Source organism: Cellulomonas sp. NPDC058312 (assembly GCF_042880135.1).
Classification (GTDB): Bacteria; Actinomycetota; Actinomycetes; order Actinomycetales; family Cellulomonadaceae; genus Cellulomonas.
Genome location: NZ_JBHVZE010000001.1, coordinates 258,699 through 282,667, shown reverse-complemented (window position 1 = coordinate 282,667; position 23,969 = coordinate 258,699). Strand labels below are relative to the sequence as shown.

The window sequence follows — 23,969 nt, the reverse complement described above, 5'->3', positions numbered from 1 at the left end:
CCCACCAGCACTCTAGGAACCGGTTAGCACTCGGTCAAGGCGAGTGCCAGAAACGTGTCGGTCACGGACGTCCGCCGGCGGGGCCGCGCGGGGCGCTCCGGGCACCCGGCGTGCGAGGATCGCCCGATGGACGCGTCCGGCCTCGCGAAGCTGCTCAGCCCCGAGGGGTGGGCCCTGCTGTCCGCCCTGCCGCCCTACGACGAGCAGCGGGCGATGGCGTTGTCCGAGAAGCTGCGCAAGGAGGGCTTCGACGCCGACCTGGTCGCCGCCGCGCTCACCCAGTCCCGGCTGCGGGCGCGGGCGCACGACAAGCTCGGCGAGTTCGCCGACGCGATGCTGTTCACCCCCGCCGGGCTGGAGCAGGCGACCCGGCTCGTCGTCGCCGCCCAGCACGCGCGCCGCTACCGCTCGGCCGGGCTGCAGCACGTGGCCGACCTCACGTCCGGGATCGGCGCCGACGCGATGGCCTTCGCCGCGATGGGGCTGCGGGTCCTCGCGGTCGACGCCGACGAGACGACGGCCGCGCTGGCGACCGTGAACCTGCGGGCGTTCCCCGAGGCGGTCGTGCGGCACGGCGACGGTCTCGCGCTCGACCTGGCCGCGGAGGGCGTCGACGGCGTCTACGCCGACCCGGCCCGGCGGACGACCGGCGGCAGCCGCGTGCACGACCCCGCCGCGTACTCGCCGCCGCTGGACGCGGTGCTGGCCGTGCGCGAGCGCGTGCCCGCGCTGGGGCTCAAGCTCGGCCCGGGCGTCCCGCACTCCGCGCTGCCCGACGACGCGGAGGCCCAGTGGGTCTCGGTCGACGGCGACGTGGTGGAGCTGGGCCTGTGGTTCGGACCGCTCGCCCCCGACGGGCCCGGGCGGTCCGCGCTGCTGCTCGGCGCGGGCGGCGGCTCCGCGGTGCTGCGGGCCGGGGACGCCGAGGCGCACGCGCACCCGCCGGTCGGTGCCGTGGGGGCGTACCTGTACGAGCCGGACGGCGCGGTGATCCGGGCCGGGCTGGTCGCGGAGGCCGCCGCCGAGGTGCAGGGCCGCCTCGTGGACCGCACCATCGCCTACGTGACCTCCGACGTGCTCCAGCCGACGCCGTTCGCCACGGCCTACCGGGTGCTCGACCAGCTGCCGTTCGGGTTGAAGCGCCTGCGCGCGTACCTGCGCGAGCGGTCGGTCGGCTCGCTGACGATCAAGAAGCGCGGCACCGCCGTCGTGCCCGAGCAGCTGCGCCGGCAGCTCGACCTGCGGGGCACCACGACGGCGACGATCGTGCTGACCCGGGTCGCCGGGCAGCAGCAGGTGCTGGTGGTCGAGCCCGTGGGCGCCGCCGCGTGACCGCCCCGGCGCGGCTGCCGTTCGCGCGCTCGGAGCGCTCGACGGTCGGCATCGAGTGGGAGCTCGCGCTCGTCGACGCGGACTCCGGGGACCTGCGGCAGGTCGCGAGCACGGTCCTGGACGCCGTGCGGCCCGCGGGCGGCGGGGAGCACCCGTCGATCCGGCAGGAGCTGCTGCTCAACACCGTCGAGGTCGTGTCCGGGGTGTGCCGGACCGTGGGCGAGGCCGGCGCGGACCTGCAGCGCGCCGTCGACGAGGTCCGCACCGTCACCGACCCGCTGCGCGTCGAGCTGATGAGCGCGGGCACCCACCCGTTCGCGCGGTGGGCCCAGCAGAAGGTCACCGACAAGCAGCGGTACGCGACCCTGATCGACCGGACGCAGTGGTGGGGCCGGCAGATGCTCATCTACGGGGTGCACGTGCACGTCGGGATCGAGGACCGGGACAAGGTGCTGCCGATCTCCCGGGCGCTGCTGACCTGCTTCGCGCACCTGCAGTCGCTGTCCGCGTCGAGCCCGTTCTGGGGCGGCAAGGACACCGGCTACGCGTCCAACCGGGCGCTGATGTTCCAGCAGCTGCCGACCGCGGGGCTGCCGTTCCCGTTCGAGCGCTGGGAGCAGCTCGAGGCGTACGTGGGCGACATGCTGCACACCGGCGTGATCGACGCGTTCGACGAGGTGCGGTGGGACGTGCGGCCGTCGCCGCGGTTCGGCACGATCGAGGCCCGGATCTGCGACGGCTCCCCGAGCCTGCTCGAGGTGACCGCGCTCGCCGCCCTGACGCACTGCCTGGTCGAGCACTTCTCGACGCTGCTGGACCGCGGCGAGCCGCTGCCGACGATCCCGCCGTGGTTCGCGCAGGAGAACAAGTGGCGCTCCGCCCGGTACGGGATGGACGCGATCATCATCACGAACGCCGCGGGCGACGAGGAGCTCGTGACCGACGCCGTGGGCCGGCTGCTGGTCGACCTGGCGCCCATCGCGGAGCGGCTCGGCTGCGCGGCGGAGCTGGACGCGGTGCGCGTGATCCTGCGCAAGGGGGCGTCCTACCAGCGGCAGCGTGCGGTGGCGCGGCGGAACGCGGGCGAGCTGGACGCCGTGGTGGCGTCGCTGGTCGCCGAGATGCGCGCGGGCCGGCCGCTCTAGACCGTGACGGTCTCCAGCGGCATCGTCGAGTCGACCCCGATGCCGAGGTCCGAGGGTGCCAGCCCGCGCCGGACCACCGCCGCGCCGAGCGCCGCGATCATCGCGCCGTTGTCGGTGCAGTACTTGATCGGGGGGATCCGCAGGTCGATGCCGGCCTCGGCGCACCGCTGCGCGGCCATGTCCCGCAGCTGGGAGTTCGCGGAGAACCCGCCGCCCACCACGAGGGTGTCGACCCCGTGCCGCCGGCACGCGGCGATCGTCTTGGCGGTCAGCACGTCGGCGACCGCGGCCGCGAACGACGCGGACACGTCGGCGAGCGGGATCTCCTCGCCGGCGTCCTCGCGCGCCTCGACCCAGCGCGCGACGGCGGTCTTCAGGCCGGAGAACGAGAAGTCGTACGCGTGCTTCTCCTGGTCCTTCGCGGCGGTCAGCCCGCGCGGGAACCGGATGGCGGTGGGGTCGCCCTCGCGTGCGAGCCGGTCGATGTGCGGCCCGCCGGGGTAGGGCAGCCCGAGGAGCCGGCCGACCTTGTCGAACGCCTCCCCCGCGGCGTCGTCCAGGGTCGACCCGAGCTCGTGCACGCCGGTGACGACGTCGTCGACCAGCAGCAGGCTGGAGTGCCCGCCGGAGACGACGAGCGCCATGACCCGGTCGGGGAACAGCCCGTGCACGAGCTCGTCGACGGCGGCGTGCCCGATGACGTGGTTGACGCCGTACAGCGGCGTGCCGAGCCCGTACGCGAGCGCCTTGGCGGCGGCGGCGCCGACGGTGAGCGAGCCGACCAGGCCGGGTCCGGCGGTGACGGCCACCGCGTCGACGTCGGCGAGGGTGACGCCGGCGGTGCCCAGCGCGCGCTCGATGGTCGGGATCATCTGCTCGAGGTGGGCGCGGGACGCGATCTCGGGGATGATCCCGCCGAACCGCGCGTGCTCGTCCATCGAGGACGCGACGGCGTCGACCAGCAGCTCGCTGCGGTCGGGGTGGGCGCGGACCAGGGCGACCCCGGTCTCGTCGCAGGACGTCTCGATCCCCAGGACCAGCGGCGCGTCGGACATGGGGCCAGTTTAGGCGGAGCGGCCGTGTGACCCAGTTCACCCAGGCAACCGGAATGCCGTGGGTTGGTTGTGGATTCAACCAGTCATGAGCACCGACACCGCCACGCACGCACCCCTGGTCCCGGACGAGATCACCGACCTCGTCTTCCGCGCCGCCCGCACCGTCAACACGTTCACCGACGGCGACGTCACCGACGAGCAGGTCCGCGCCGTGTGGGACGTCGTGCGCTGGGGCCCGACCGCGATGAACACGCTGCCGCTGCGCCTGCTGCTGGTCCGCTCCCCCGAGGCCCGCGAGCGCCTGGTCGCGCACATGAACGAGGGCAACAAGGCCAAGACCCTGCGCGCCCCGCTGAGCCTGGTGGTGGCCGCGGACGTCGACTTCCACGAGAACCTGCCCCGCCTCGCCCCGCACATGGCCGGCGTGCGGGAGAACCTCGCCGGCGCCGAGGAGGCGCGGGTGCGGATGTCCCGCGACAACGGGTTCCTCCAGGCGGGCTACCTGATCGTCGGCCTGCGCGCCGCCGGGCTGCACGTCGGGCCGATGACCGGCTTCGACGCCCCCGGGCTGGACGCCGACCTGTTCGCCGGCACCCCGTGGCGCTCGCTCATGGTGCTGAACGTCGGCACCGCCCCCGCGGACCTCGACGGCTTCCCGCTGCCGGCGTCGTACCCGCGCCAGACGCGCCTCGACTTCGAGGACGTCGCGCGCACGCTCTGAGCCCACACCGACGAGGGGCCCGCACCGGCACCGGTGCGGGCCCCTCGTCGTCGGAGGGTCAGCGGGGCGGGCCCACCGGGCGGCGCATCGTCCACGCGTCGACGTTCTCGGGCTGGTAGTAGCCCTTGCGCCGGCCGAACCGCTCGAACCCGGCGCGCTCGTACAGCCGCAGCGCGGGCTCGTTGTCGACGCGCACCTCGAGCAGCACGTCCCCGGCCCGCAGCTCGCGCGCGTGGTCCAGCAGCGCGTCGAGCAGCAGCCGGCCGATCCCCCGGGCCTGCGCGTCCGGTCGGGTGCCGACCGTCATCACCTGGCCGTCGTACCCGTCGAACCACAGGCCCGCGTAGCCGACCAGCTCGCCCGACGCGCGGTCCTGCGCCCCCACGTACCAGCGCCCCGGGCCGCCCAGCTCCTCCGCGAGCGCCGCCCGCGACCAGGCGCCCGCGCCGAACAGCGTCCGCTCCAGGTCCTCCAGCGCGTCGAGGTCGGCGGCCACCAGGGGACGGAGCAGGACGTCGGCGGGCTCCGTCATGCCCGCGCGCGCTTCGCCGGGGCGGGCGGCACGGCGTCGGGCCGGCGCAGGTACAGCGGCTCGGTCGGCAGCACCACGCCGTCGCCCGCCACCGCCAGCCGCGCGAGCGCGACCCGCGCCAGGTCGGCGGGGTCGACCTCGGTGGGGGTGCCCGGCGTCGCGGGCAGCAGGTCGGGGTACAGCGCGGTGCCCGGGCCGACCACCAGCAGCTCGTCGAGACCCGCGGCCGCGACCGCCGCGGGGGTGTCCACCCCGGGGCCGTCGACCGGCTCGACGGTCGGCAGCGTCGCCGCGCCCACCACCGCCCGGTACCGCGCGTGGTAGACCTCCTTGCGCCGGGCGTCCGTCACCACCAGCACCTCGCGGCCGGCCAGGTCCGGTCCCGCGCCCGACAGGCCCGCGTCGACGGTCGCCAGCGCGAGCGCGTCCAGCGACGACACCCCGTGCACCGGGATGCCGAGCGCCAGGCCGAGCGTGCGGGCCGTGACCAGCCCGACCCGCAGGCCCGTGAACGGCGCCGGGCCGGTCCCGACGACGACGGCGGTCAGGTCCCGGCGGTCGACGCCCGCCTCGGCCAGGACGGCGTCGAGCAGCGGGGTCAGCGCCTCGGCGTGCCGACGCGTCTGCCCCGAGGAGCGGGTCGCGAGGGTGCGGCCGGAGTCGTCGACGACGGCGGCGGACGCGGCGGCGGAGGTGTCGAGCGCGAGGACGGGCACCGGTGGGGTTCCTTCCGGGAAGGGGGTCGTGGGGGTCAGGCGGGCAGCGCGACGCCGCGCCACCGCTCGCCGTGGGCGCGGACGGTGACGGTGCGGACGCCGGCCGCGGCGTCCTCGGGGTCGGCACCCGGGTCGCCCGCGCCGGCGCCGCGCGGGCGCCGCAGGGCGATCTCCAGGCGGTCGTCGGCCAGCGACTCGACCAGCCCGGCGCCCCACTCGACGACGGTCACCGACTCCTCGAGCGAGGTGTCCAGGTCCAGCGCGTCGACCTCGTCCAGCGAACCGAGCCGGTACGCGTCGACGTGCACCAGCGCGGGACCCGTCGAGCCGTCCTCGTGGGGCAGCGGCGGGTGCACGCGCGCGATCACGAACGTGGGCGACGCGACCGCCCCCCGCACGTGCAGGCCCGCGCCGAGGCCCTGGGTCAGCGTGGTCTTACCCGCGCCGAGGTCGCCGGTGAGCACCACCAGGTCCCCCGCGCGCAGCAGCCCCGCGAGCGCCGTGCCGAACGCGCGCGTCGCGTCCGCGTCCGTCAGCTCGACCGTCACCTCGGCCACCGTCGTCGTCCCGCTCACGACACCTCCCGCTCGTCCTGCTCGCTGTCCACGTGCACGCGCGGCACCCGGGCGCCGAGCCGCGTCACGATCTCGTAGCTGATGGTCCCCGCTGCCTCGGCCCAGTCCTGGGCGGTCGGCCCGCCGTCGGCGCCGGTGCCGAACAGCACCACGCGGTCGCCGGCCCGCTCGGTCGCGCCGGGGCCGAGGTCCACCATCACCTGGTCCATGCAGACCCGCCCGGCGATCGCCAGGCGCCGGTCGCCGACGCCCAGCGGCGCACCGGGGCGACCGTCCTCGCCGGACGCGTGCCGGGGCACCCCGTCCGCGTAGCCGAGGGGGACGACGCCGACCGTCGTCGCGCGGTCCGTGACGTAGTGGTGCCCGTAGGACATCCCGTGCCCCGCGGGCAGCCGCTTGACCGTCGCGAGCTCCGCCTCGACCGTCATCGCCGGTACCAGTCCGAACCGGTCCGGCCCGCCGAGCTGCGGCACCGGGGTCAGCCCGTAGAGGGCGATGCCGGGCCGCACGAGGTCCAGGTGCAGCTCCGGGTCCGTGAGCGTCGTCGCCGACGCCGCGATGTGCCGCACCTCCAGGCGGGCGCCGCGGGCCGTCGCGTCGTCGGCCGCGGCCCGGAGCAGGTCGCCCTGCGCGTGCAGGCTCGGGTGGCCGGGCTCGTCGGCGAACGCCAGGTGCGACCACATCCCGACCAGCCGCACGACGCCCTCGGCCTCGAGGCGCAGGGCCGCGTCCAGCACCGCGGGCAGGTCGGCCGGGGGGATGCCGTTGCGGCCGAGGCCGGTGTCGACCTTCACGTGGATCCGCGCGGTCCGGCCGGTGGCGCGCGCGGCGGCGGCCACCTCGTCCAGCGCCCACGGCGCGGACACGGACAGGTCGACGTCGGCGGCGACCGCCTCGGCCAGCGGCGCGCCGGGCGCGTACAGCCAGGTCAGGACGCGCGCGGAGATCCCGCCCGCGCGCAGGGCCAGCGCCTCGGACAGCTGCGCGACGCCGAGCCAGGTCGCACCGCCCTCGACGGCCGCCCGGGCGACCGGCAGCAGCCCGTGCCCGTACGCGTCGGCCTTGACCACGGCCATGAGCTGCGACGACGGGGCGAGGTCGCCGAGGACCCGCGCGTTGGCGCGCACGGCACCGAGGTCGACGACCGCCCGCGCGGGGAACATGCTCACGGCACCAGTCTCCCACCGGCTCAGGGGACCTCGACCACCAGGTCCGCACGGGCGCGGGTGCCGGCGACCAGGTCGGCGTTGCGCTGGTCCGGCCCGTGGGTCCAGGCGGTCGCCGCGTCCGCGGACTTCCCGAAGAGCCGGTGCCGGGCCACCAGCCGCTCGGCCCGCACCTCCTCGGGGAGCTCGACGTACCAGCACGCGTCGAGCAGGTCCCGCACCGGGGCGAACCCGTGGTCGTCCAGCAGCAGGTAGTTCCCCTCGGTGACCACCAGCGGCACGTCGGCGGGCACCGCGATCGCCCCCGCGACGCCGTTGCGCAGGTCCCGGCGGTACTCGGGGGCGTACACGGTCTGGCCGGGCGCCGGCTCCCGCAGCCGCCGCAGCAGCGCCACGTACCCGGCCGCGTCGAACGTGTCCGGGGCGCCCTTGCGGTCCGCGCGGCCGATCCGCTCGAGCTCGGTCTGCGCGAGGTGGAACCCGTCCATCGGCACGACGACGCACCGGTCCGCGAACGCCGCGCGCAGCCGGGCGGACAGCGTCGACTTCCCCGCACCGGGCGGGCCCGTCACGCCGAGCAGCCGGCGCCGTGGCACGCCGTCCGCGGTGGTGCTCGCCAGCAGCGCCTCCACCCGCCGGCGCAGGTCGTCCGGCAGGGGCGCGAGCGCGGCGTCCGGCAGCGGGGCGGGCGCGGCGTCCGGCACGGGCGCGGCGTCCGGCACCGGTCCCCCGACCGGCTCAGCCACGGAGCACCGCGGCCACCGTCGCCGGCACCGCGTGCGCGACCGCGAGCGCCGACACCGGACCGCCCGGCACCGCCTCGGCGGCGGCCCGCCCGTGCACGAGCGCGGCGGCGGCCGCGAGGGCGGCGGCGAGCGGCGGGTCCTCCAGCACCTGCGCCGCCCGGCCCGCGAGCAGGGTGCCGAGCACCCCGGCGAGCACGTCCCCCGCCCCGGCGGTCGCGAGCCAGCCGGGGGCGTCCGCCTGCGCGTACACCGCGCCGCCGGCCCCGACGACGACGGTCGTGCTGCCCTTGAGCAGCACGGTGGCGCCGGTGAGGTCGTGGGCGCGGCGGGCCCAGCGCAGCGGCTCCGCCTCGACGGCCGCCCGGTCCACGTCCTCGCCCCACCGGGCCAGCAGCGCCGCGAGCTCGCCGGCGTGCGGGGTCAGCACGCACCACGGCGCCAGCTCCCGCGGCGCGAGGGTCAGCGCGCCGGCGTCCAGCACCGTGGGCAGCCCGCCCGCGAGCGCCTCGTCCAGGGCCCGGCGCACCCGCCGCGCCTGCTTCGGGTGCGCCGGGTCCACGCCCGGTCCGAGCAACCACGCCTGCACCCGGCCGCGCCCGGAGACCACCTCGGGGCGCGCGGCGAGCACGGACCGGGTCACCGACGCCGGGCCGAGGTACCGGACCATGCCCGCCCCCGCCAGCACGGCGGCCGACGTCGTCAGCACGGCCGCGCCCGGGTAGGCGGGCGTCCCGGCGACCACGCCGAGCACCCCGCGGCTGTACTTGTGGTCCTCGGGACCCGGCACCGGCCACAGCGCCGCGACGTCCGCCGGGGCCAGCCGCGCCACCGCGGGCCGCTCCGGCAGCGGCAGCCCCAGGTCGACCACCTCGAGCCGGCCGGTGCGGCGCGACGCGGGCGGCAGCAGCAGGCCCGGCTTCGCGGCACCGAACGTCACGGTGAGCCCGGCCGGCAGCACCGGGGCGTCCGGCAGCGCGCCGTCGTCGACGCCGATGCCGCTGGGCACGTCGACCGCCACGACCAGCGGCCCGGCCGCGCCGCCCGCGGGGGCGTCCTCGTCGTCCAGCAGGTCCGCCAGCAGCCCGACGAGCAACCCCGCCACGCCGCGGGCGGCTCCGCGACCGCCGATGCCCAGCAGCCCGTCGAGCACCGCGTCCGCCGCGTAGGCCTCCGCGACCGCGTCGCCCAGCCACACCGGCGGCAGCCCGTCGCCGCCCGCCGCACCACCCGCGACCACGCCGGAGGCACCGTCCGCCGGGTCGACCGCCCGGACGGCCCGGCCACCCGCGGCCCGCAGCGCGGCGAGCCCCTCGGCGTGCGGGGCGTCCGTCGTGCACACCGCGAGCACCTGCACCCCGCGGCGCGCCAGCAGCGCCCCCGCGTGCAGCGCGTCGCCGCCGTTGTTGCCGGACCCGACCAGCACGACGACGGTCGCCCCCTGCACGCCGCCGCGCGCGCCGCCGGGCTCCCCGCCGCGGCGCTCGGCCACCTCCCGCAGCACGTGCGTCGCCAGGGCCGAGGCCGCCTGCTGCATCAGCGGGACGTCCTGCGCGAGCAGCGGCTCCTCCGCCGCGCGGACCTCTGCTGCCGTGTACCCGAGGATCATCCGCCCATCCTGGCCGAGGTCGTCGGGACGCGCGCGCGGCGTGGGGCTAGGTTCGGGCCATGCGCTTCGGACTCTTCATCCCCCAGGGCTGGCGGCAGGACCTCACCGGCATCGAGACCCGCGACCACTGGTCCCTCATGAACGGGCTCGCCCAGCACGCCGACACGGGCGACGTGTTCGACTCGATCTGGGTCTACGACCACTTCCACGCCGTCCCCGAGCCCAACGGCGAGGCGACGCACGAGGCGTGGAGCCTGGTGAACGCGTACGCGGCGACGACCAGCCGCGTCCTGCTCGGTCAGATGTGCACGTGCATGGCGTACCGGAACCCCGCCTACCTCGCGAAGGTCGCGGCCACCGCCGACGTCATCTCCGGCGGCCGCGTGCAGATGGGCATCGGCGCCGGCTGGTACGAGCACGAGTGGCGGGCGTACGGCTACGGGTTCCCGCGGGCCGGCGAGCGGATCGCGATGCTCGACGAGGGCGTCCAGATCATGAAGCAGCTGTGGACGAACGGCGTCGCGACGCACCACGGCACCCACTACCAGGTCGACGGCGCCCAGCTCGCCCCGCTGCCGCTGCAGGTCGACGGCCCCCCGCTGTGGATCGCGGGCGGCGGCGAGCGCAAGACCCTGCGGATCGCCGCGGAGCACGCGCAGTACACGAACTTCGACGGGACGCCCGAGGGCTTCGCCCACAAGTCCGCGGTGCTGCGGCAGCACTGCGCCGACCTCGGCCGGGACTTCGGCGAGATCACCCGCTCGGCCAACTACAACGTGGTGATCGGGGCGACCGAGGCGGAGGTCGACGACCGGATCGCGTGGATCGAGGAGCACTACGCCCGCACCGTCCCCGACAAGGCCCCGGGCATCGCCGAGGACTTCCGGCGCGGCCCGCTCGTCGGCACCCCGGAGCAGGTCGTGGCGAAGCTGACCGAGCTGCGCGACCTGGGCATGACCTACGCGATCACCTACTTCGCGGAGGCCGCCTACGACCGCAGCGGCATCGAGCTCTTCGAGCGCGAGGTGGCCCCGGCCCTCCGCTGACCCTCCCTCCCGCGGTCCGCAGCCCGGGTCGTGCGGGGTGGGACTCGCGGGGTGGGGAGGTCAGGCGGATTCGGCGACGACCATGGCGGAGGCGATGCCCGCGTCGTGGCTCAGGGAGAGGTGGAAGCGCGTCACGCCCAGGGCCGCGGCGCGGGCCGCGACCGTGCCGACCACCTCGACCACGGGCTGCTCGCCGCGGACCCGGCGGACGGTGGCGTCCTGCCACGACATCCCGGCGGGTGCGCCGAGCGCCTTCGCGATGGCCTCCTTGGCGGCGAACCGCGCGGCGAGCGACGCCGGCGGCAGGTCCCGCTCCTCGGGTGTGAACAGCCGCTCCCGGAGCGCGGGCACCCGCTCGACGGTCGCCAGGAACCGGGCGACGTCGACCACGTCGACCCCGACGCCGACGATCACTCGACGGTGACGGACTTCGCGAGGTTCCGCGGCTGGTCGACGTCCAGGCCGCGGGCCGTCGCGAGCTCGCAGGCGAAGATCTGCAGCGGCACCACGGACAGCAGCGGCGCGAGCAGGGTCGGGCTCTGCGGGACGTAGAACACCTCGTCGGCGTACGCGCGCACCGCCTCGTCGCCGTCCTCCGCGATCACGAGCGTCCGGGCCCCGCGAGCGCGGATCTCCTGGATGTTGGAGACGACCTTCGAGTGCAGCGAGTCGCGACCCCGGGGGCTCGGCACGATGACGAACACCGGCTGGCCCGGCTCGATCAGCGCGATCGGGCCGTGCTTGAGCTCACCGGCCGCGAAGCCCTCGGCGTGGATGTACGCGATCTCCTTGAGCTTCAGCGCGCCCTCGAGCGCCACCGGGAACCCGACGTGCCGGCCGAGGAACAGCACCGAGGACGTGTCGGCCATCCAGCGGGCGATCTCGCGCACCCGCCCGGAACGGTCCAGCACCTCCTGGATCTTGCCGGGCATCGCGCGCAGGTCGTCGAGGATCTCGACGATCTCGTCGGAGAACTTGTTGCCGCGCAGCTGCGCCAGGTACAGGCCGAGCAGGTAGGCGGCGGTGATCTGCGCGAGGAACGCCTTGGTCGACGCGACGGCGATCTCCGGGCCGGCGTGCGTGTAGAGCACGGCGTCGGACTCGCGCGGGATGGTCGAGCCGTGGGTGTTGCAGATCGCGAGGACCTTGGCGCCCTGCTCGCGGGCGTGCCGCACGGCCATCAGGGTGTCCATCGTCTCGCCGGACTGCGAGATGGCGACCACCAGGGTGCGGGCGTTGAGGATCGGGTCGCGGTACCGGAACTCGTGCGCGAGCTCGACCTCGACGGGGATACGGCACCAGTGCTCGATGGCGTACTTGGCGACGTGGCCCGAGTACGCGGCGGTGCCGCAGGCGATGACGATGATCTTGTCGACCGCGCGGAGCACGGCCTCGTCGATCTTCAGGTCGTCGAGCACCAGGCGGCCGTGGGTGTCGGTCCGGCCCAGCAGGGTGTCCTGCACGGCCTGCGGCTGGTCCGCGATCTCCTTCTCCATGAAGGAGCGGAAGCCGCCCTTCTCGGCGGCGGCCGCGTCCCAGTCGATCGTGTACTCGCGGCCCTGCGCGGGGTTGCCGTCGAAGTCGGTGACGGTCACGGACCGCGGCGTGATGACGACGACCTGGTCCTGCGCGAGCTCGAGCGCCCGGCGGGTCTCCGCGATGAACGCGGCCACGTCCGAGCCCAGGTAGTTGGCGCCGTCACCGAGACCGACGACCAGCGGCGAGTCGTGCCGCGCGCCGACGACGGTGTCGGGGTGGTCCTCGTGCACGGCGAGCAGCGTGAACGTGCCGTGCAGGCGGCGCACGACCATCCGCATCGCCTCGCCGAGGTCCTTGACCTCGGCGTAGGCGCGGGACACCAGGTGCGCGACGACCTCGGTGTCGGTCTCCGACAGCAGCACCGCGCCGTCGGCGAGCAGCTCCTCGCGCAGCACGGCGAAGTTCTCGACGATGCCGTTGTGGATCAGCGCGACGCCACCCGCCACGTGCGGGTGCGCGTTGACGTCCGTCGGGCCGCCGTGGGTGGCCCACCGGGTGTGCCCGATGCCCGCGGTCGCGGCGGGCAGCGGCTCGTCGTCGAGCAGCCCGAGCAGGTTCGCGAGCTTGCCGGCCTTCTTGGCGGTCGCGAGGCCGCCGGCCCCGGTCACCAGGGCGACACCGGCCGAGTCGTACCCGCGGTACTCCAGGCGGCGCAGGCCCTCCAGGACGACACCGAGCGGCCGCTCGTCCGGCTCATGGTCACCGACATACCCGACGATTCCACACATGGGCGCGAGTCTAGCCGCGCGCGGGGGCGCACCCGGCGCGGACCGTCGTCGGGCGCCCCGCCGCACGTCGTGCAGAATCGACAGGTGCGAGCCACTGACGCCCCCGTGCAGCCGTCGCCCTACGTCGAGCTCGACCGCGAGGACTGGGTCAGGCTCTCGGAGTCGACGCCGCTGCCCCTCACCGACGCGGACGTGACGCGGCTGCGGGGCCTGGGCGACCCCATCGACCTGGCCGAGGTGGACGCGATCTACCGGCCGCTGTCCCGGCTGCTCGACCTGTACGTGACGGCGACCCGTCGGCTGCACGCCGCGTCGTCGACGTTCCTGCGCGAGGACACCCCGCGCACGCCGTTCGTGATCGGCGTCGCCGGGTCGGTGGCCGTCGGGAAGTCGACCACCGCGCGGCTGCTGCGCGAGCTGATGGCGCGCTGGCCCGCCACCCCGAACGTCGCGCTGATGACCACCGACGGGTTCCTGCACCCGAACGCGGAGCTCGAGCGGCGCGGCCTGATGGGCCGTAAGGGGTTCCCCGAGTCGTACGACCGCCGGGCCCTGCTGCAGTTCGTCTCCCGGGTGAAGGCCGGCCACGCCGAGGTGCGGGCCCCGGTGTACGACCACGTGACGTACGACATCGTCCCGGGCGCGGAGGTCGTGGTGCGCCGCCCGGACGTGCTGATCGTCGAGGGCCTGAACGTGCTGCAGCCCGCGCCCGTCGCGGCGGGCGTGTCCGGGCGGTCGAACCTCGCGGTGAGCGACTTCTTCGACTTCTCGATCTACGTCGACGCCCGCACCCAGGACGTGCGGCAGTGGTACGTGGACCGGTTCCTGTCCCTGCGGTCGACGGCGTTCGCGAAGCCGGAGTCGTACTTCCACCGGTACGCCGACCTGTCCGACGAGGAGGCGGTGGCGCGCGCGGAGAGCATCTGGGACGCGATCAACGCGCCGAACCTCGTGCAGAACGTCCGGCCGACGCGCAGCCGCGCGACGCTGGTGCTCACCAAGGGCGCCGACCACTCGGTGCGGCGGGCCCGGCTGCGCAAGCTCTGACGCCCGCGGGCGCTCAGCCGCCGGCCGACCCGTCCGAGGCCGTGCCGTCCGAGGGACCGGGGCGCGGCTCGACCAGCGCCACCGGGTAGTGCTCGACGTCGACGGCGTCCAGCGCGGCGATCCCGTCCGCGAGGGCCGTCGGCAGCCGTCCGCAGCCGTCGGCCGGCAGGGCGACCCGCACCGCCGCGCCGACCGCGTCGACCAGCCACAGCGCGGTCCGCGGCGCGGTCGGTGCGCAGGCCGTGGGCGCGGTCCCCGTCGCGGGCAGCGTCGCCGGGGTGCCCAGCGCGCTGAGCAGCGGCCGGACGTCGCCCTCGAGGCGGCTCGCGGTCACGGCGGCCCACCGGCCGGCCGCGTCCGTCAGGGTCTCCCCCGTGCTGCACGTCACCGCGGACACGGCGGTGAACCCGTCCGGCACCACCCCGGCGTCGGGGGCGTCGGGGTGCCGCGACCCGGTGTACTCCGCGGCGTCGAAGCCGAGCGCGTCGAGCACCTGCGGGGCGAGGCAGTCCGCGCCCGTGGCCACCGCGCTGCGCGCCGAGCCGGACGCCGCGACGTCGGCCGCCTCGTCCGCGGCACGTGTGCCGCCGGAGCACCCGGCCAGCAGCACGCCGAGGACGCCGAGCGCGCCGAGCACCGCGACCGGGCCCGCGGCACGACCGGCGGGCCGGCCGGTGGCGCTGCCCCTGCGCGCGCGGACGTGCGGTGCTGCCATCGTCCCGTCGCCTCTCGTCGCCCGCCGAACGGGACCCTGGACGGGCCCCGGACCGGGACCCTGCCCGGGACGGAGGCGGGCGGACCGCCCGACCTCCGTCGCTGGGGGCGACGCCGTCGTGGCCCGGACTCGAGCGTAGGTGCGCGTCCGGGCGCGGACGGGCCGTGAGACCGGATCGTTAGCGGGTGTGACCCGATCGTTGCCGGTCCGTGACCCGGCGTCAGTCGGTCGGGTCGCAGGCGACGCCGGCGGCCACGGGGGCCGGGGCGGGCACGGGGGCCGGGGCGGGCGCGGGGGTCGGAGCGGGCGCGGGGGCCGCGGCGCGGCTGAGCACGACGGGCTCGCCCTCCGGGGCGGATCCCGACGCGGTGCGGCCGAGGCCGGTCCAGCGGCGCAGCACCCAGTCGATCCCGATGCCCACGAGGGTGCCCACCACGACGCCGGCGACGACGGCGATCACCGGGTGGTCCGCCAGCCACAGGCCGGCCCCGGCGCCGACGAGGGTGCCGTAGGCCGCCCAGGTCACCGCCGCCAGCCCGGTCAGCCCGACGAACCGCTTGCGCGGGTAGCCCAGGGCGCCGGCCGTCATGTTGACCGCCACGCGGCCCACCGGGATGTACCGCGCGGCGAGGATGAACGACGACCCGCGGTGCGCGAGGGCGTGCTCGGCCCAGGCCAGCGCCTTGCGGCCGCGCGGGGACCGGAACATCCGCAGCCGGTGCACGTCGACCCGGGTGCCGATCGTGTAGGCGATCTGGTCACCGGCGAACGCCCCCACCGCCCCGGCCAGCGCGATCAGCGCGAGGTGCGGCTCGCCGTGCGCGACGGACAGCGACGCCAGGGCGATCACGACGGACTCGCTCGGCACCGGCGGGAAGAACCCGTCGACGGTCGCCAGCAGGGTCAGCGCGGGGTACACCCAGAGCGACTCCGCGAGGCTCGGTATCCAGCCCTCGACGGCGCTGATCCAGTCCTGCAGCACGTGACATCAGCTCCTGGGTGGTCGTGGCGGCCCGGACGAACCGCCGGGCTCCACGCTAGGTGGGTGGGCACGGGCCCCGACATGGGGGACTCCCCCCATCGGCCCCTGGTCCTCCCCCCATCGTGGTCCGGGGGCTCGCACGCGAGCATCGCCCCCAGGGTCGACATCCGTCCCGGCGTCCTCCCCCTCACGGAGGACCGGCCGTCGGCCCAGTGCACCACGCGGCACCGACAGAGGTCACGGCGTTTCGGCGACGGCCGTGTGAACTCCTCGTGGGCGCGCACGCACGCCACGACCGGCGCTCAGGCGTCGAGGTCGAACCCCAGCGTCCGCGCGGCCTCGGCGGGCCGGGGCTCCGACGCCCAGTGCGCGCCGATCTCGTCCGTGGCGGACAGCGACCGCAGCTCCGCGCGGTCCAGGTACAGCGTCCCGCCCAGGTGGTCGGTCTCGTGCTGCACGATCCGCGCCGGCCAGCCCTCGAGGACCTCGTCCAGTGCGGTGCCGTCCAGGTCGTGCCCGGTGAGGTGCACCCGGCGCAGCCGCGCCACGACGGCCTGGTAGCCGACGACGCTCAGGCAGCCCTCGTAGAAGCCGACCCGCTGCGGGGCGTCGCCCTCGTCGGGCACGGGCTCGTAGCGCGGGTTCACCAGCACGCGGAACGGCAGCGCGGGCCGCTGGCGTACGGCGCCCGTCTCGGTGCCCGCCGCGCCGGGGTCCGCCAGCACCGCGACCGCCAGGGGCAGCCCGATCTGCGGCGCGGCCAGGCCCACGCCGGGCGCGGCGTGCATCGTGCGGCGCATCAACGCGACCAGCGCCCCGAGCTCGTCGTCGCCGACCTGCCCGTCGAACGGCACGGCCCGCAGCCGCAGCGCGGGGTGCCCGGCCTGGACGATCGGCACCGTGCCGGACGGGTCCGCCGCGGCGGCGTCGACCAGCCGCAGCACGTGCTCCCGGACGAGCGCGGCGGGCATCCGGGCCTGGGGCGCCGTCACGTCGGTCAGAGCGCCAGGCGCGCGCGGACGACGTCGGCCAGGTCGCCGGCGACGCGGTCGGCGTCCGCCTGCGTGGCGGCCTCGACCATGACCCGCACCAGCGCCTCGGTGCCGGACGGGCGCAGCAGCACCCGGCCGGTGGAGCCGAGCGTCGTCTCCGCGGCGGTGACGGCGTCGGCCAGGGGCTGGTCGGTGGCCGCCCGCGCCTTGTCGACGCCGGGCACGTTGACGAGCGTCTGCGGGAGCCGGCGGACGACCGCGGCGAGCTCGCTGAGCTTCTGCCCGGTGGCGGCGACGCGCGCCGCGAGCTGCAGCGCGGTGAGCGTGCCGTCCCCGGTCGTCGCGTGGTCCGCGAGGATCACGTGGCCGGACTGCTCGCCGCCCAGGTTGAAGCCGCCCGCGCGCATGGCCTCGAGCACGTAGCGGTCGCCCACCCCGGTCTCGACGGTCCGGACGCCGGCCGCCTGCATCGCGAGCCGCAGACCCAGGTTGCTCATGACGGTGACGACGAGGGTGTCGTGGGCCAGCAGGCCGCGCTCGCGCAGGTCGAGCGCCAGGACGCCCATGATCTGGTCGCCGTCGACCAGGGTGCCGGTGTGGTCCACCGCGAGGCACCGGTCCGCGTCGCCGTCGAACGCGACGCCGAGGTCCGCGCCGGACGCCACGACGGCCGCCTGCAGCTGCTCGGGGTGCGTCGAGCCGCAGGCCTCGTTGATGTTGCGGCCGTCCGGGGACGCGTTGATGACGACCACGTCCGCGCCGGCCTCGCGCAGGGCGGCGGGGCCGACCTCGCTGGCCGCGCCGTTCGCGCAGTCGACGGCCACGCGCAGGCCGGTGAGGTCGTTGCCGAGGGTCGACACCAGGTGCTCGACGTACTGCTCCCCCGCGCGCCCGGTGTCCGAGCGGATCCGCCCGACCGCGGCGCCGACCGGTCGCTCCCAGGTCTCGCGCAGGCGCTGCTCGATGGCGTCCTCGAGCTCGTCGTCGAGCTTGTGGCCGCCCTTGGCGAGGAACTTGATGCCGTTGTCCGGCATGGCGTTGTGCGAGGCCGACAGCACGACGCCCAGGTCGACGTCGAGCGCGCCGGTCAGGTGCGCGACGGCGGGGGTGGGGAGCACGCCGACGTTGAGCACGTCCACGCCCGCGCTCGCCAGGCCCGCCGCGACGGCGGCGGAGAGGAACTCGCCCGAGGCGCGGGGGTCACGGCCGACGACGGCGCGCGGGCGGTGCCCCTCGAACGCCCCCAGAGAGCCCAGCACGTGCGCCGCGGCGACGGACAGGTCGAGCGCGAGCTCCGCCGTCACGTCCCGGTTGGCCAGGCCCCGCACTCCGTCGGTGCCGAACAGTCGTCCCATCGAGGACCCCCTCGTCGTCGGCCGCGCACGCGGCCCCCAGCATCCTGCCAGCGGCGCGCCGTCGGTGGCGCGCCGCGGTGCCCGTCAGGGCACAGAACGGCCGACGGCCCCGGGGGTCGGACCCCCGGGGCCGTCGGCCGTCGACGCCGATCCGCGGATCAGCGCTTCGAGTACTGCGGAGCCTTGCGGGCCTTCTTGAGACCAGCCTTCTTGCGCTCCACGACGCGGGGGTCGCGGGTCAGGAAGCCGGCCTTCTTGAGGGTCGCACGGTTGTGCTCCTCGTCGATCGCGTTCAGCGCGCGGGCGATGCCCAGGCGCAGCGCACCGGCCTGGCCGGTCACGCCGCCACCGTTGATGCGGGCGACGACGTCGAAGCGACCCTCGACGTCGACCAGCTTCAGCGGGGAGTTGACGATCTGCTGGTGCACCTTGTTCGGGAAGTAGTCCTCGAGGGTGCGGCCGTTGATCTTCCACTGGCCGGTGCCGGGCACCAGGCGCACGCGGGCGATCGCCTCCTTGCGGCGGCCCAGCGCCTGGCCCGGAGCCGTGAGGCTCTGGCCCCGGCCCGCGGGAGCGCTGCTCTCGGAGGTGTAGCTGCTGGGCGTCTCGCCGCCCTCAAGGTCGATGTCGACCGTGGTCTCGGCCACTGGTGTGTCCTCGCGTCCTGTCTCGGAGTCCTCGCGGGCGTCAGCCCTGCGCGACCTGGGTGATCTCGAAGGGCTGGGGCTGCTGGGCGGCGTGCGGGTGCTCCGCACCGGCGTAGACCTTGAGCTTGGAGAGCTGCTGGCGGGCCAGCGAGGTCTTCGGGAGCATGCCGCGCACGGCCTTCTCGATCACACGCTCGGGGTGCTTCTCGAGGAGGTCGGAGTACGCGGTCGCCCGCAGACCACCCGGGTAGCCCGAGTGGGTGTAGGCGAGCTTGGTCTCCCGCTTGTTGCCGGTCAGGGCCACCTTCTCCGCGTTGATGACGATGACGAAGTCGCCACCGTCCACGTGCGGGGCGAAGGTCGCCTTGTGCTTGCCGCGCAGCAGGGTCGCCACGTGGGTGGACAGACGGCCCAGGACGACGTCGGTCGCGTCGATGACGAACCAGTTCCGCTGGATGTCGCCGGGCTTCGGGGTGTACGTGCGCACGGTCGTTGCCTTCTCTGTGTCTCTGACTGTGTCCACGGCAATCCCGTAGAAGCCGGGGTCAGCCGATGAGTACCGTCTGCACTTCGTCCACGGACCGGTGAATGGGAACGCACCGGTCGACGCGGACTGCAAGCACAACGACTCACCAGGGTAGCCGCCGCCTCACCGGGGGTCAAAGCGCGGCCCGGCCGCGGGGGTGCGACCTCGGTCACGCCCCCGCGGCACCGTCCCCGACGCGCGGTCAGCCCCGCGCGCGGACCACCCGGCCCGAGTCCCACACCGGCTCCGGCGTCTCGACGACCTCCCCGTCCGCGCCGAACACGAGGAACCGGTCGAACCCCCGCGCGAACCACCGGTCGTGGGTCACCGCGAGCACCGTGCCCTCGAACGCCGCGAGCCCGACCTCCAGCGCCTCCGCCGAGTGCAGGTCGAGGTTGTCGGTCGGCTCGTCGAGCAGCAGCAGCGTCGCCCCGCCGAGCTCGAGCAGCAGGATGTGGAACCGCGCCTGCTGGCCGCCCGACAGCGTCTCGTACCGCTGCTCCGCGGACGCCACGAGCTCGTACCGGTCCAGGGCCTTGCTCGCGGGCTCGCGACCCATCCCCGGCCGGCGGCCCTCACCGCGGTGCAGGATCTCCAGCAGCGTCCGGCCCGCGAACGCCGCGTCCTGCGCGTGCTGGCGGTTCTGCGCGAAGAACCCGGGCACGACGCGCGAGCCCAGGCGGGCCGCACCCGTGTGCGGCACCGGGTCGATCGGCAGCTCGCCGTCGGCGAGGGCCTGCTCCGGCTGCGGGTCGGTGCCGCCCGCCGCGAGCAGCCGCAGGAAGTGCGACTTGCCCGACCCGTTGGACCCCAGCACGGCCACCCGCTCGCCGAACCAGACCTCGAGGTCGAACGGCCGCATCAGCCCGGTGAGCTCCAGCCGCTCGGCGACGACCGCGCGCTTGGCGGTGCGCCCGCCGCGCAGCCGGACCCGCACCTGCTGGTCGGGGGCCACGACCTCCGGCGGGCCGGCCTCCTCGAACTTGCGCAGCCGGGTCTGCGCCGCGGAGTACCGCGAGGCCAGCCCGTCGTTGAACGCCGCCTTCGTCTTCAGGGTGTTGACCAGGGTGACGAGCTTCTGGTGCTCCTCGTCCCAGCGGCGCGCGAGCTCCGCGAGCCGCTCGCGCCGCGCGTCCCGGGCCTGCGCGTAGCTGACGAACGTGCCGCCGTGCACCCAGACCGTCGCCCCCGCGCGCGCGGGCTCCAGCGTCGCCACGTGCGTCGGCACCCGGGACAGCAGCTCCCGGTCGTGGCTGACCAGCAGCACGGTCTTCGGGCTCTCGATCAGCCGGCGCTCCAGCCACCGCTTGGTCGGGACGTCCAGGGCGTTGTCGGGCTCGTCGAGCAGCAGCACCTCCTGCGGGCCGCGGAGCAGGGCCTCCAGGACCAGGCGCTTCTGCTCGCCGCCCGACAGGGTCCGCACCGACCGGTGCTGCGCCTGGTCGAACGGGATGGACAGCACCGCGTCCGTCACCCGGTCCCAGTCCGACTCGACCTCGTAGCCGCCGACGTCCGCCCAGTCCGCGAGCGCCTGCGCGTACCGCATCTGGGCGGGCTCGTCGTCGACCTCCATCATCAGCAGCTCGGCGGCGGTGAGCTCCAGCGCCGCCGCGCCCACCGCGCCCGTCGCGAGCGACGCGAGCAGGTCGCGCACCGAGCGGTCGTCCGCGATCCGGCCGACGTCCTGCCGCATCACGCCCAACCCGCCGGTGCGCACGACGGCGCCCTCGTGCGGCTGCTCGTCGCCGGCGATGATCCGCAGCAGCGTGGACTTGCCCGCGCCGTTCGGCCCGACCAGCGCGGTGCGCTGCCCCTCGCCGACGCGCAGGTCGACCCCGCCCAGCAGCGGCCGACCGTCGGGGAGCACGTAGCGCACGTCGTGCGCCTCCAGATGACCCATGCCGCCGATGGTCCCAGGCCGGGCCCGCCGGACCCAACCGGATACCCGCGCGCGACGGGAGGGGCACACCGGTGGCACCCGGGGCCCCGCGGTGCCACGCTCGGTGCCATGACCGAGAACACCCCTGCCACCAGCACCGACCCGGCGACCGGGACCGAGGGCGACGCCGACCAGCTGCCCGGCGAGGACACGCTCTCCGACCGGGGCGTCGACCCCCTCGACGAGGGCTACACCGTCCCGGACCGCCCGCGCCCGGCGTCCGCGCACTGGGGCGAGACCCCCTGGGAGGAGTCCCGCGGCGAGACGCTCGACCAGCGCGTCGCCCAGGAGGAGCCCGAGGTCTGGGAGGCCCCGCAGCAGTCCGACCCGAACCGCGCGGGCCGCCTCGCCGAGGACGACGACGCGGTCGAGGCCGGCGGCAACGACCAGTTCGCCGTCGACTCCGGCATCGACGGCGGCGCCGCGAGCGCCGAAGAGGCCGCCGTCCACGTCGTCGACGAGGACTGACCCCGCCTCTGACCCCGCCGAGGGCGCAGGCGACACCACGAGGGCGCATCCCACGGGATGCGCCCTCGTGGTGTCTCGTGCGCCCTCGCGGCGGTGGGTCAGCGCGGGGGGTGGAGTCAGCGCAGGGGGTGGGGGTCGACGTCGTGGGGCGCGCGGGGGGCGCGGGTGGTGCGGGCGCGGGCGGCGAGGTCGGCGTCCGGCGGGTAGACGACCTCCTCCAGGGTGAGACCGTGGGCCGCGACGACGGTGCCCGACGGGTCGCGGCGCCCGCCGACCAGCAGCTCGGCGGGCCAGTCCACCCCACGGCGTCCCTCCCCCACCGCGATGCTCGCGCCGACCAGGGCGCGGACCATGCTGTGGCAGAACGCGTCGGCGCGGACCGTCGCGACGACGAGCCCCGCGTCCGGCCCGTCCGCCGGCCGCTCCCACGTGAGCTCGTCGAGGGTGCGGATCGTCGTGGCGCCGGGCCGCGGCTTGCAGTAGGCCGCGAAGTCGTGCCGCCCGAGCACCCGCGACGCGCCCTCGTGCATCGCCGCGGCGTCCAGCGGGCGCCGGGTGAACAGCACGTGGTGGCGCCGCAGCGGGTCGCGCAGCCGCGGGTCGTCGCAGATCCGGTAGACGTACCGCCGGGCCAGCGCGGAGAACCGCGCGTCGAAGTCCTCGGTCACGACGCGCGCGCGGGTGGCGACGACGTCCCCGGGCAGCACCCCGGCGAGGCGGGTCACCAGCGACTCCTCCGGCCCGCGGTCGGACCGCCCCGGCAGCGCCGCCCACGCCTCGGACGGCACGTCGACGTGCAGCACCTGCCCGCGCGCGTGCACGCCCGCGTCCGTCCGGCCGGCGACGGTGACCCGCGGCGGCCCCTCGCCCCGGTGGGCCGCCCGCAGCACGACGCCGAGGCCGTCCTCGACGACCCCCTGCACCGTGCGCAGCCCGGGCTGCCGCGCCCAGCCGGCGAACTCCGTCCCGTCGTACCGGAGGTCGACGCGGACGCGGACCTGCGCGGTCACGGCCGCACCGCCGTCGGGTCCGCCACCGTCCCGGCGGGCAGCACCACGACCGTGCCGCCGAACCTGGCCTCCTGCGCGTGCAGCTCGACGCCGTCCACCCACACACGGCCCGCGAGCACCTCGTCGGCGGCGGTCGTGCCGTCCTCGTACTGGGCGGTGAACCCTCCGCTCATCGACGCGTTGAACAGCCGCACGGGCCGCCCGGCGCGGTCGGTGACCCCGTGCGCGCACCAGGAGCAGACGTGGTCCGGGTAGCGCTCCACGAGCCGCTCGCGCGTGCCGCACAGCGGGCAGACCTGCTGCCCCGGCGTGCCGGGGACCCCCGGACCGCCCTGGGCCGTCACCCGCGCCAGCGCACCCAGGCGCCGGGCCCGCATCCCCGGCCAGCCGTGCACCGCGGCCGCCCAGGTCGCGGGCACCGCCGCGGTGCCGTACCGCGCGCCGAGCAGCGCGCCGGCGATCGCCGCCACGGTGTCCGTGTCCTGCCCGATCCGCACGGCGGCCGCGAGCGCGAGGGGCAGGTGCACCTGACCGGGGAAGGCCACCCCGTCGGGCAGCGGGGGCTGCACCGTGATCGCGTGCCAGGCCGCCTGGAGCGCGGTGACCGTGAACCCGTTGCCGGTCAGGTCGGTCGCGGGCTCGGGGCGCTCGGCGTCGTCGACCCACCCGGACCACGCGGCGCGGCGCTCGGGGGGCAGCAGGTCGAGACCGGCGCGGACGTCGAGGCGCGCCTCGGTCACCGCGACCCGGATCGCCTCCGACCACAGCACGCACGCATCGCCCGCGAGCGGGTCCGGGTGGGTCAGCTCCGCGACGGCCCGTGCCGCGCGCGCGGTCGCCCACCGGTCGTCCAGCCCGACCAGGCCGACGACCCCGGTGCGCATCAGGGCGCCGTTGCCCGCGGTCCGACCGGTGGTCGCGTGCAGCTCGGCGGCGGCGGCGCGCAGGCGCTCCGCCGGGCGCCCGGCACGACGGGCCGCCGACCCGAGCACGGCGGCCGTCTGGGTCCCGACGTCGGTGGCGCCGCCGGTGCGCCACGCCTCGAACCGGGCGGCGACGTCGTCGAGCTCCTCCTCGGACGCCAGACCGCCGCCGAGCGCGGCGACCCACGCGACGCACACCGACATCTGGGTGTCGTCGCTCCACTCCCCCGGGGCGTAGGGGCCGAGGCCGCCGCCGCGCATCTCGGGCAGCTCGGCGGCGCCGGGCGGGCGGGCGAACTCGTACGGGACGCCCAGCGCGTCACCCGCGGCCTGGGCGACGAGGACGGCGGTCGCGCGGTCCAGCACCTCGGTGGGGCGGACGTCGCGGTCGAGCGGTCGGGCGGCGGCGTGGGACTGGTCGTGCACGCCCCCGAGCCTACGGGGCGGCGCAGGTCCGC

The 23,969-nt window shown here is 76.1% G+C and carries 24 protein-coding genes; 6 read left to right on the top strand and 18 right to left on the bottom strand.

From position 1 onward, the window contains the following. Positions 1-126 precede the first annotated feature (126 nt). Both ACFVXN_RS01335 and ACFVXN_RS01330 read left to right on the top strand, forming a co-directional pair. Positions 127-1,332, top strand: coding sequence for an SAM-dependent methyltransferase (locus ACFVXN_RS01335; protein WP_389226074.1), 1,206 nt, complete (start codon positions 127-129; stop codon positions 1,330-1,332). Further along, complete coding sequence (locus ACFVXN_RS01330; RefSeq protein WP_389226071.1) at positions 1,329-2,477, top strand: glutamate--cysteine ligase; 1,149 nt, start codon at positions 1,329-1,331, stop codon at positions 2,475-2,477. Before ACFVXN_RS01335 ends, ACFVXN_RS01330 begins: the two co-directional genes overlap by 4 nt. On the opposite strand, the gene tsaD is transcribed toward ACFVXN_RS01330, so the two are convergent. Continuing rightward, positions 2,474-3,532 (bottom strand): tRNA (adenosine(37)-N6)-threonylcarbamoyltransferase complex transferase subunit TsaD, encoded by a 1,059-nt coding sequence (gene tsaD / locus ACFVXN_RS01325; protein ID WP_389226068.1) that lies wholly within the window; start codon positions 3,530-3,532, stop codon positions 2,474-2,476. The genes ACFVXN_RS01330 and tsaD overlap by 4 nt on opposite strands. An 85-nt stretch (positions 3,533-3,617) precedes the next feature. On the opposite strand from tsaD, the gene ACFVXN_RS01320 reads away from it, so the two are divergent. Continuing rightward, the gene (locus ACFVXN_RS01320; RefSeq protein WP_389226065.1) at positions 3,618-4,253 is read left to right on the top strand and encodes a malonic semialdehyde reductase; all 636 of its coding nucleotides are present in this window, start codon (positions 3,618-3,620) and stop codon (positions 4,251-4,253) included. Positions 4,254-4,311: 58 nt separating this feature from the next. Here ACFVXN_RS01320 and rimI read toward each other — a convergent pair whose 3' ends face one another. The 6 genes from rimI to ACFVXN_RS01290 are packed head-to-tail and all read right to left on the bottom strand — an operon-like array spanning position 4,312 to position 9,594. After that, on the bottom strand, positions 4,312-4,785 hold the full coding sequence (gene rimI / locus ACFVXN_RS01315; protein WP_389226062.1) for a ribosomal protein S18-alanine N-acetyltransferase: 474 nt from the start codon (positions 4,783-4,785) through the stop codon (positions 4,312-4,314). Beyond that, positions 4,782-5,501: a tRNA (adenosine(37)-N6)-threonylcarbamoyltransferase complex dimerization subunit type 1 TsaB gene (tsaB, locus tag ACFVXN_RS01310; protein ID WP_389226059.1), complete on the bottom strand. Its 720-nt coding sequence runs from the start codon at positions 5,499-5,501 to the stop codon at positions 4,782-4,784. The genes rimI and tsaB overlap by 4 nt, the downstream gene beginning before the upstream one ends. 35 nt (positions 5,502-5,536) lie before the next feature. Further along, positions 5,537-6,076: a tRNA (adenosine(37)-N6)-threonylcarbamoyltransferase complex ATPase subunit type 1 TsaE gene (tsaE, locus tag ACFVXN_RS01305; protein ID WP_389226056.1), complete on the bottom strand. Its 540-nt coding sequence runs from the start codon at positions 6,074-6,076 to the stop codon at positions 5,537-5,539. Continuing rightward, on the bottom strand, positions 6,073-7,239 hold the full coding sequence (gene alr, locus ACFVXN_RS01300; RefSeq protein WP_389227820.1) for an alanine racemase: 1,167 nt from the start codon (positions 7,237-7,239) through the stop codon (positions 6,073-6,075). The genes tsaE and alr overlap by 4 nt, the downstream gene beginning before the upstream one ends. Positions 7,240-7,265: 26 nt before the next feature. Beyond that, complete coding sequence (locus ACFVXN_RS01295) at positions 7,266-7,922, bottom strand: nucleoside/nucleotide kinase family protein (protein WP_389227817.1); 657 nt, start codon at positions 7,920-7,922, stop codon at positions 7,266-7,268. A 58-nt stretch (positions 7,923-7,980) separates the two neighbouring features. After that, a complete protein-coding gene (locus ACFVXN_RS01290; RefSeq protein ID WP_389226053.1) occupies positions 7,981-9,594 on the bottom strand; it encodes a bifunctional ADP-dependent NAD(P)H-hydrate dehydratase/NAD(P)H-hydrate epimerase in 1,614 nt (537 codons plus the stop codon). Positions 9,595-9,653: 59 nt separating this feature from the next. Here ACFVXN_RS01290 and ACFVXN_RS01285 point away from each other — a divergent pair, with 59 nt between their 5' ends. Next, positions 9,654-10,640: an LLM class F420-dependent oxidoreductase gene (locus tag ACFVXN_RS01285; RefSeq protein WP_389226050.1), complete on the top strand. Its 987-nt coding sequence runs from the start codon at positions 9,654-9,656 to the stop codon at positions 10,638-10,640. 60 nt (positions 10,641-10,700) lie between these two features. On the opposite strand, the gene ACFVXN_RS01280 is transcribed toward ACFVXN_RS01285, so the two are convergent. Then, positions 10,701-11,054: a holo-ACP synthase gene (locus ACFVXN_RS01280; protein ID WP_389226047.1), complete on the bottom strand. Its 354-nt coding sequence runs from the start codon at positions 11,052-11,054 to the stop codon at positions 10,701-10,703. Further along, positions 11,051-12,907 carry a glutamine--fructose-6-phosphate transaminase (isomerizing) gene (gene glmS / locus ACFVXN_RS01275; RefSeq protein ID WP_389226044.1) on the bottom strand — a complete coding sequence of 619 codons (1,857 nt, stop codon included), beginning with the start codon at positions 12,905-12,907 and terminating at the stop codon, positions 11,051-11,053. Before glmS ends, ACFVXN_RS01280 begins: the two co-directional genes overlap by 4 nt. A gap of 84 nt (positions 12,908-12,991) precedes the next feature. Between glmS and coaA the strand changes: the two genes are divergently transcribed. Beyond that, complete coding sequence (gene coaA / locus ACFVXN_RS01270; RefSeq protein WP_389226041.1) at positions 12,992-13,954, top strand: type I pantothenate kinase; 963 nt, start codon at positions 12,992-12,994, stop codon at positions 13,952-13,954. Positions 13,955-13,967: 13 nt separating this feature from the next. On the opposite strand, the gene ACFVXN_RS01265 is transcribed toward coaA, so the two are convergent. The 7 genes from ACFVXN_RS01265 to ACFVXN_RS01235 all read right to left on the bottom strand — a co-directional run bounded on the left by ACFVXN_RS01265 (position 13,968) and on the right by ACFVXN_RS01235 (position 21,071). Further along, complete coding sequence (locus ACFVXN_RS01265; protein ID WP_389226038.1) at positions 13,968-14,669, bottom strand: hypothetical protein; 702 nt, start codon at positions 14,667-14,669, stop codon at positions 13,968-13,970. A gap of 220 nt (positions 14,670-14,889) precedes the next feature. Next, complete coding sequence (locus ACFVXN_RS01260) at positions 14,890-15,651, bottom strand: DedA family protein (protein ID WP_389226035.1); 762 nt, start codon at positions 15,649-15,651, stop codon at positions 14,890-14,892. Positions 15,652-15,953: 302 nt separating this feature from the next. Then, entirely contained in the window at positions 15,954-16,622 is a 669-nt protein-coding gene (locus tag ACFVXN_RS01255; protein WP_389227814.1) for a peptide deformylase, read from the bottom strand. Between the two features lie 26 nt (positions 16,623-16,648). Beyond that, on the bottom strand, positions 16,649-17,998 hold the full coding sequence (gene glmM / locus ACFVXN_RS01250) for a phosphoglucosamine mutase (protein ID WP_389226032.1): 1,350 nt from the start codon (positions 17,996-17,998) through the stop codon (positions 16,649-16,651). 158 nt (positions 17,999-18,156) lie between these two features. Beyond that, positions 18,157-18,645, bottom strand: a complete 489-nt coding sequence (gene rpsI / locus ACFVXN_RS01245; RefSeq protein WP_389226029.1) for a 30S ribosomal protein S9 — start codon at positions 18,643-18,645, stop codon at positions 18,157-18,159. Positions 18,646-18,685: 40 nt separating this feature from the next. Beyond that, the gene (gene rplM / locus ACFVXN_RS01240) at positions 18,686-19,132 is read right to left on the bottom strand and encodes a 50S ribosomal protein L13 (protein ID WP_389226026.1); all 447 of its coding nucleotides are present in this window, start codon (positions 19,130-19,132) and stop codon (positions 18,686-18,688) included. A 241-nt stretch (positions 19,133-19,373) separates the two neighbouring features. Continuing rightward, positions 19,374-21,071, bottom strand: coding sequence for an ABC-F family ATP-binding cassette domain-containing protein (locus ACFVXN_RS01235; RefSeq protein ID WP_389226023.1), 1,698 nt, complete (start codon positions 21,069-21,071; stop codon positions 19,374-19,376). A 108-nt stretch (positions 21,072-21,179) separates the two neighbouring features. On the opposite strand from ACFVXN_RS01235, the gene ACFVXN_RS01230 reads away from it, so the two are divergent. Next, positions 21,180-21,578, top strand: coding sequence for a DUF5709 domain-containing protein (locus tag ACFVXN_RS01230; protein WP_389226020.1), 399 nt, complete (start codon positions 21,180-21,182; stop codon positions 21,576-21,578). A gap of 116 nt (positions 21,579-21,694) precedes the next feature. Here ACFVXN_RS01230 and ACFVXN_RS01225 read toward each other — a convergent pair whose 3' ends face one another. After that, positions 21,695-22,588, bottom strand: a complete 894-nt coding sequence (locus ACFVXN_RS01225; protein ID WP_389226017.1) for a tRNA pseudouridine synthase A — start codon at positions 22,586-22,588, stop codon at positions 21,695-21,697. Beyond that, the gene (locus tag ACFVXN_RS01220) at positions 22,585-23,937 is read right to left on the bottom strand and encodes an ADP-ribosylglycohydrolase family protein (RefSeq protein ID WP_389226014.1); all 1,353 of its coding nucleotides are present in this window, start codon (positions 23,935-23,937) and stop codon (positions 22,585-22,587) included. Before ACFVXN_RS01220 ends, ACFVXN_RS01225 begins: the two co-directional genes overlap by 4 nt. Between the last annotated feature and the right edge of the window lie 32 nt (positions 23,938-23,969).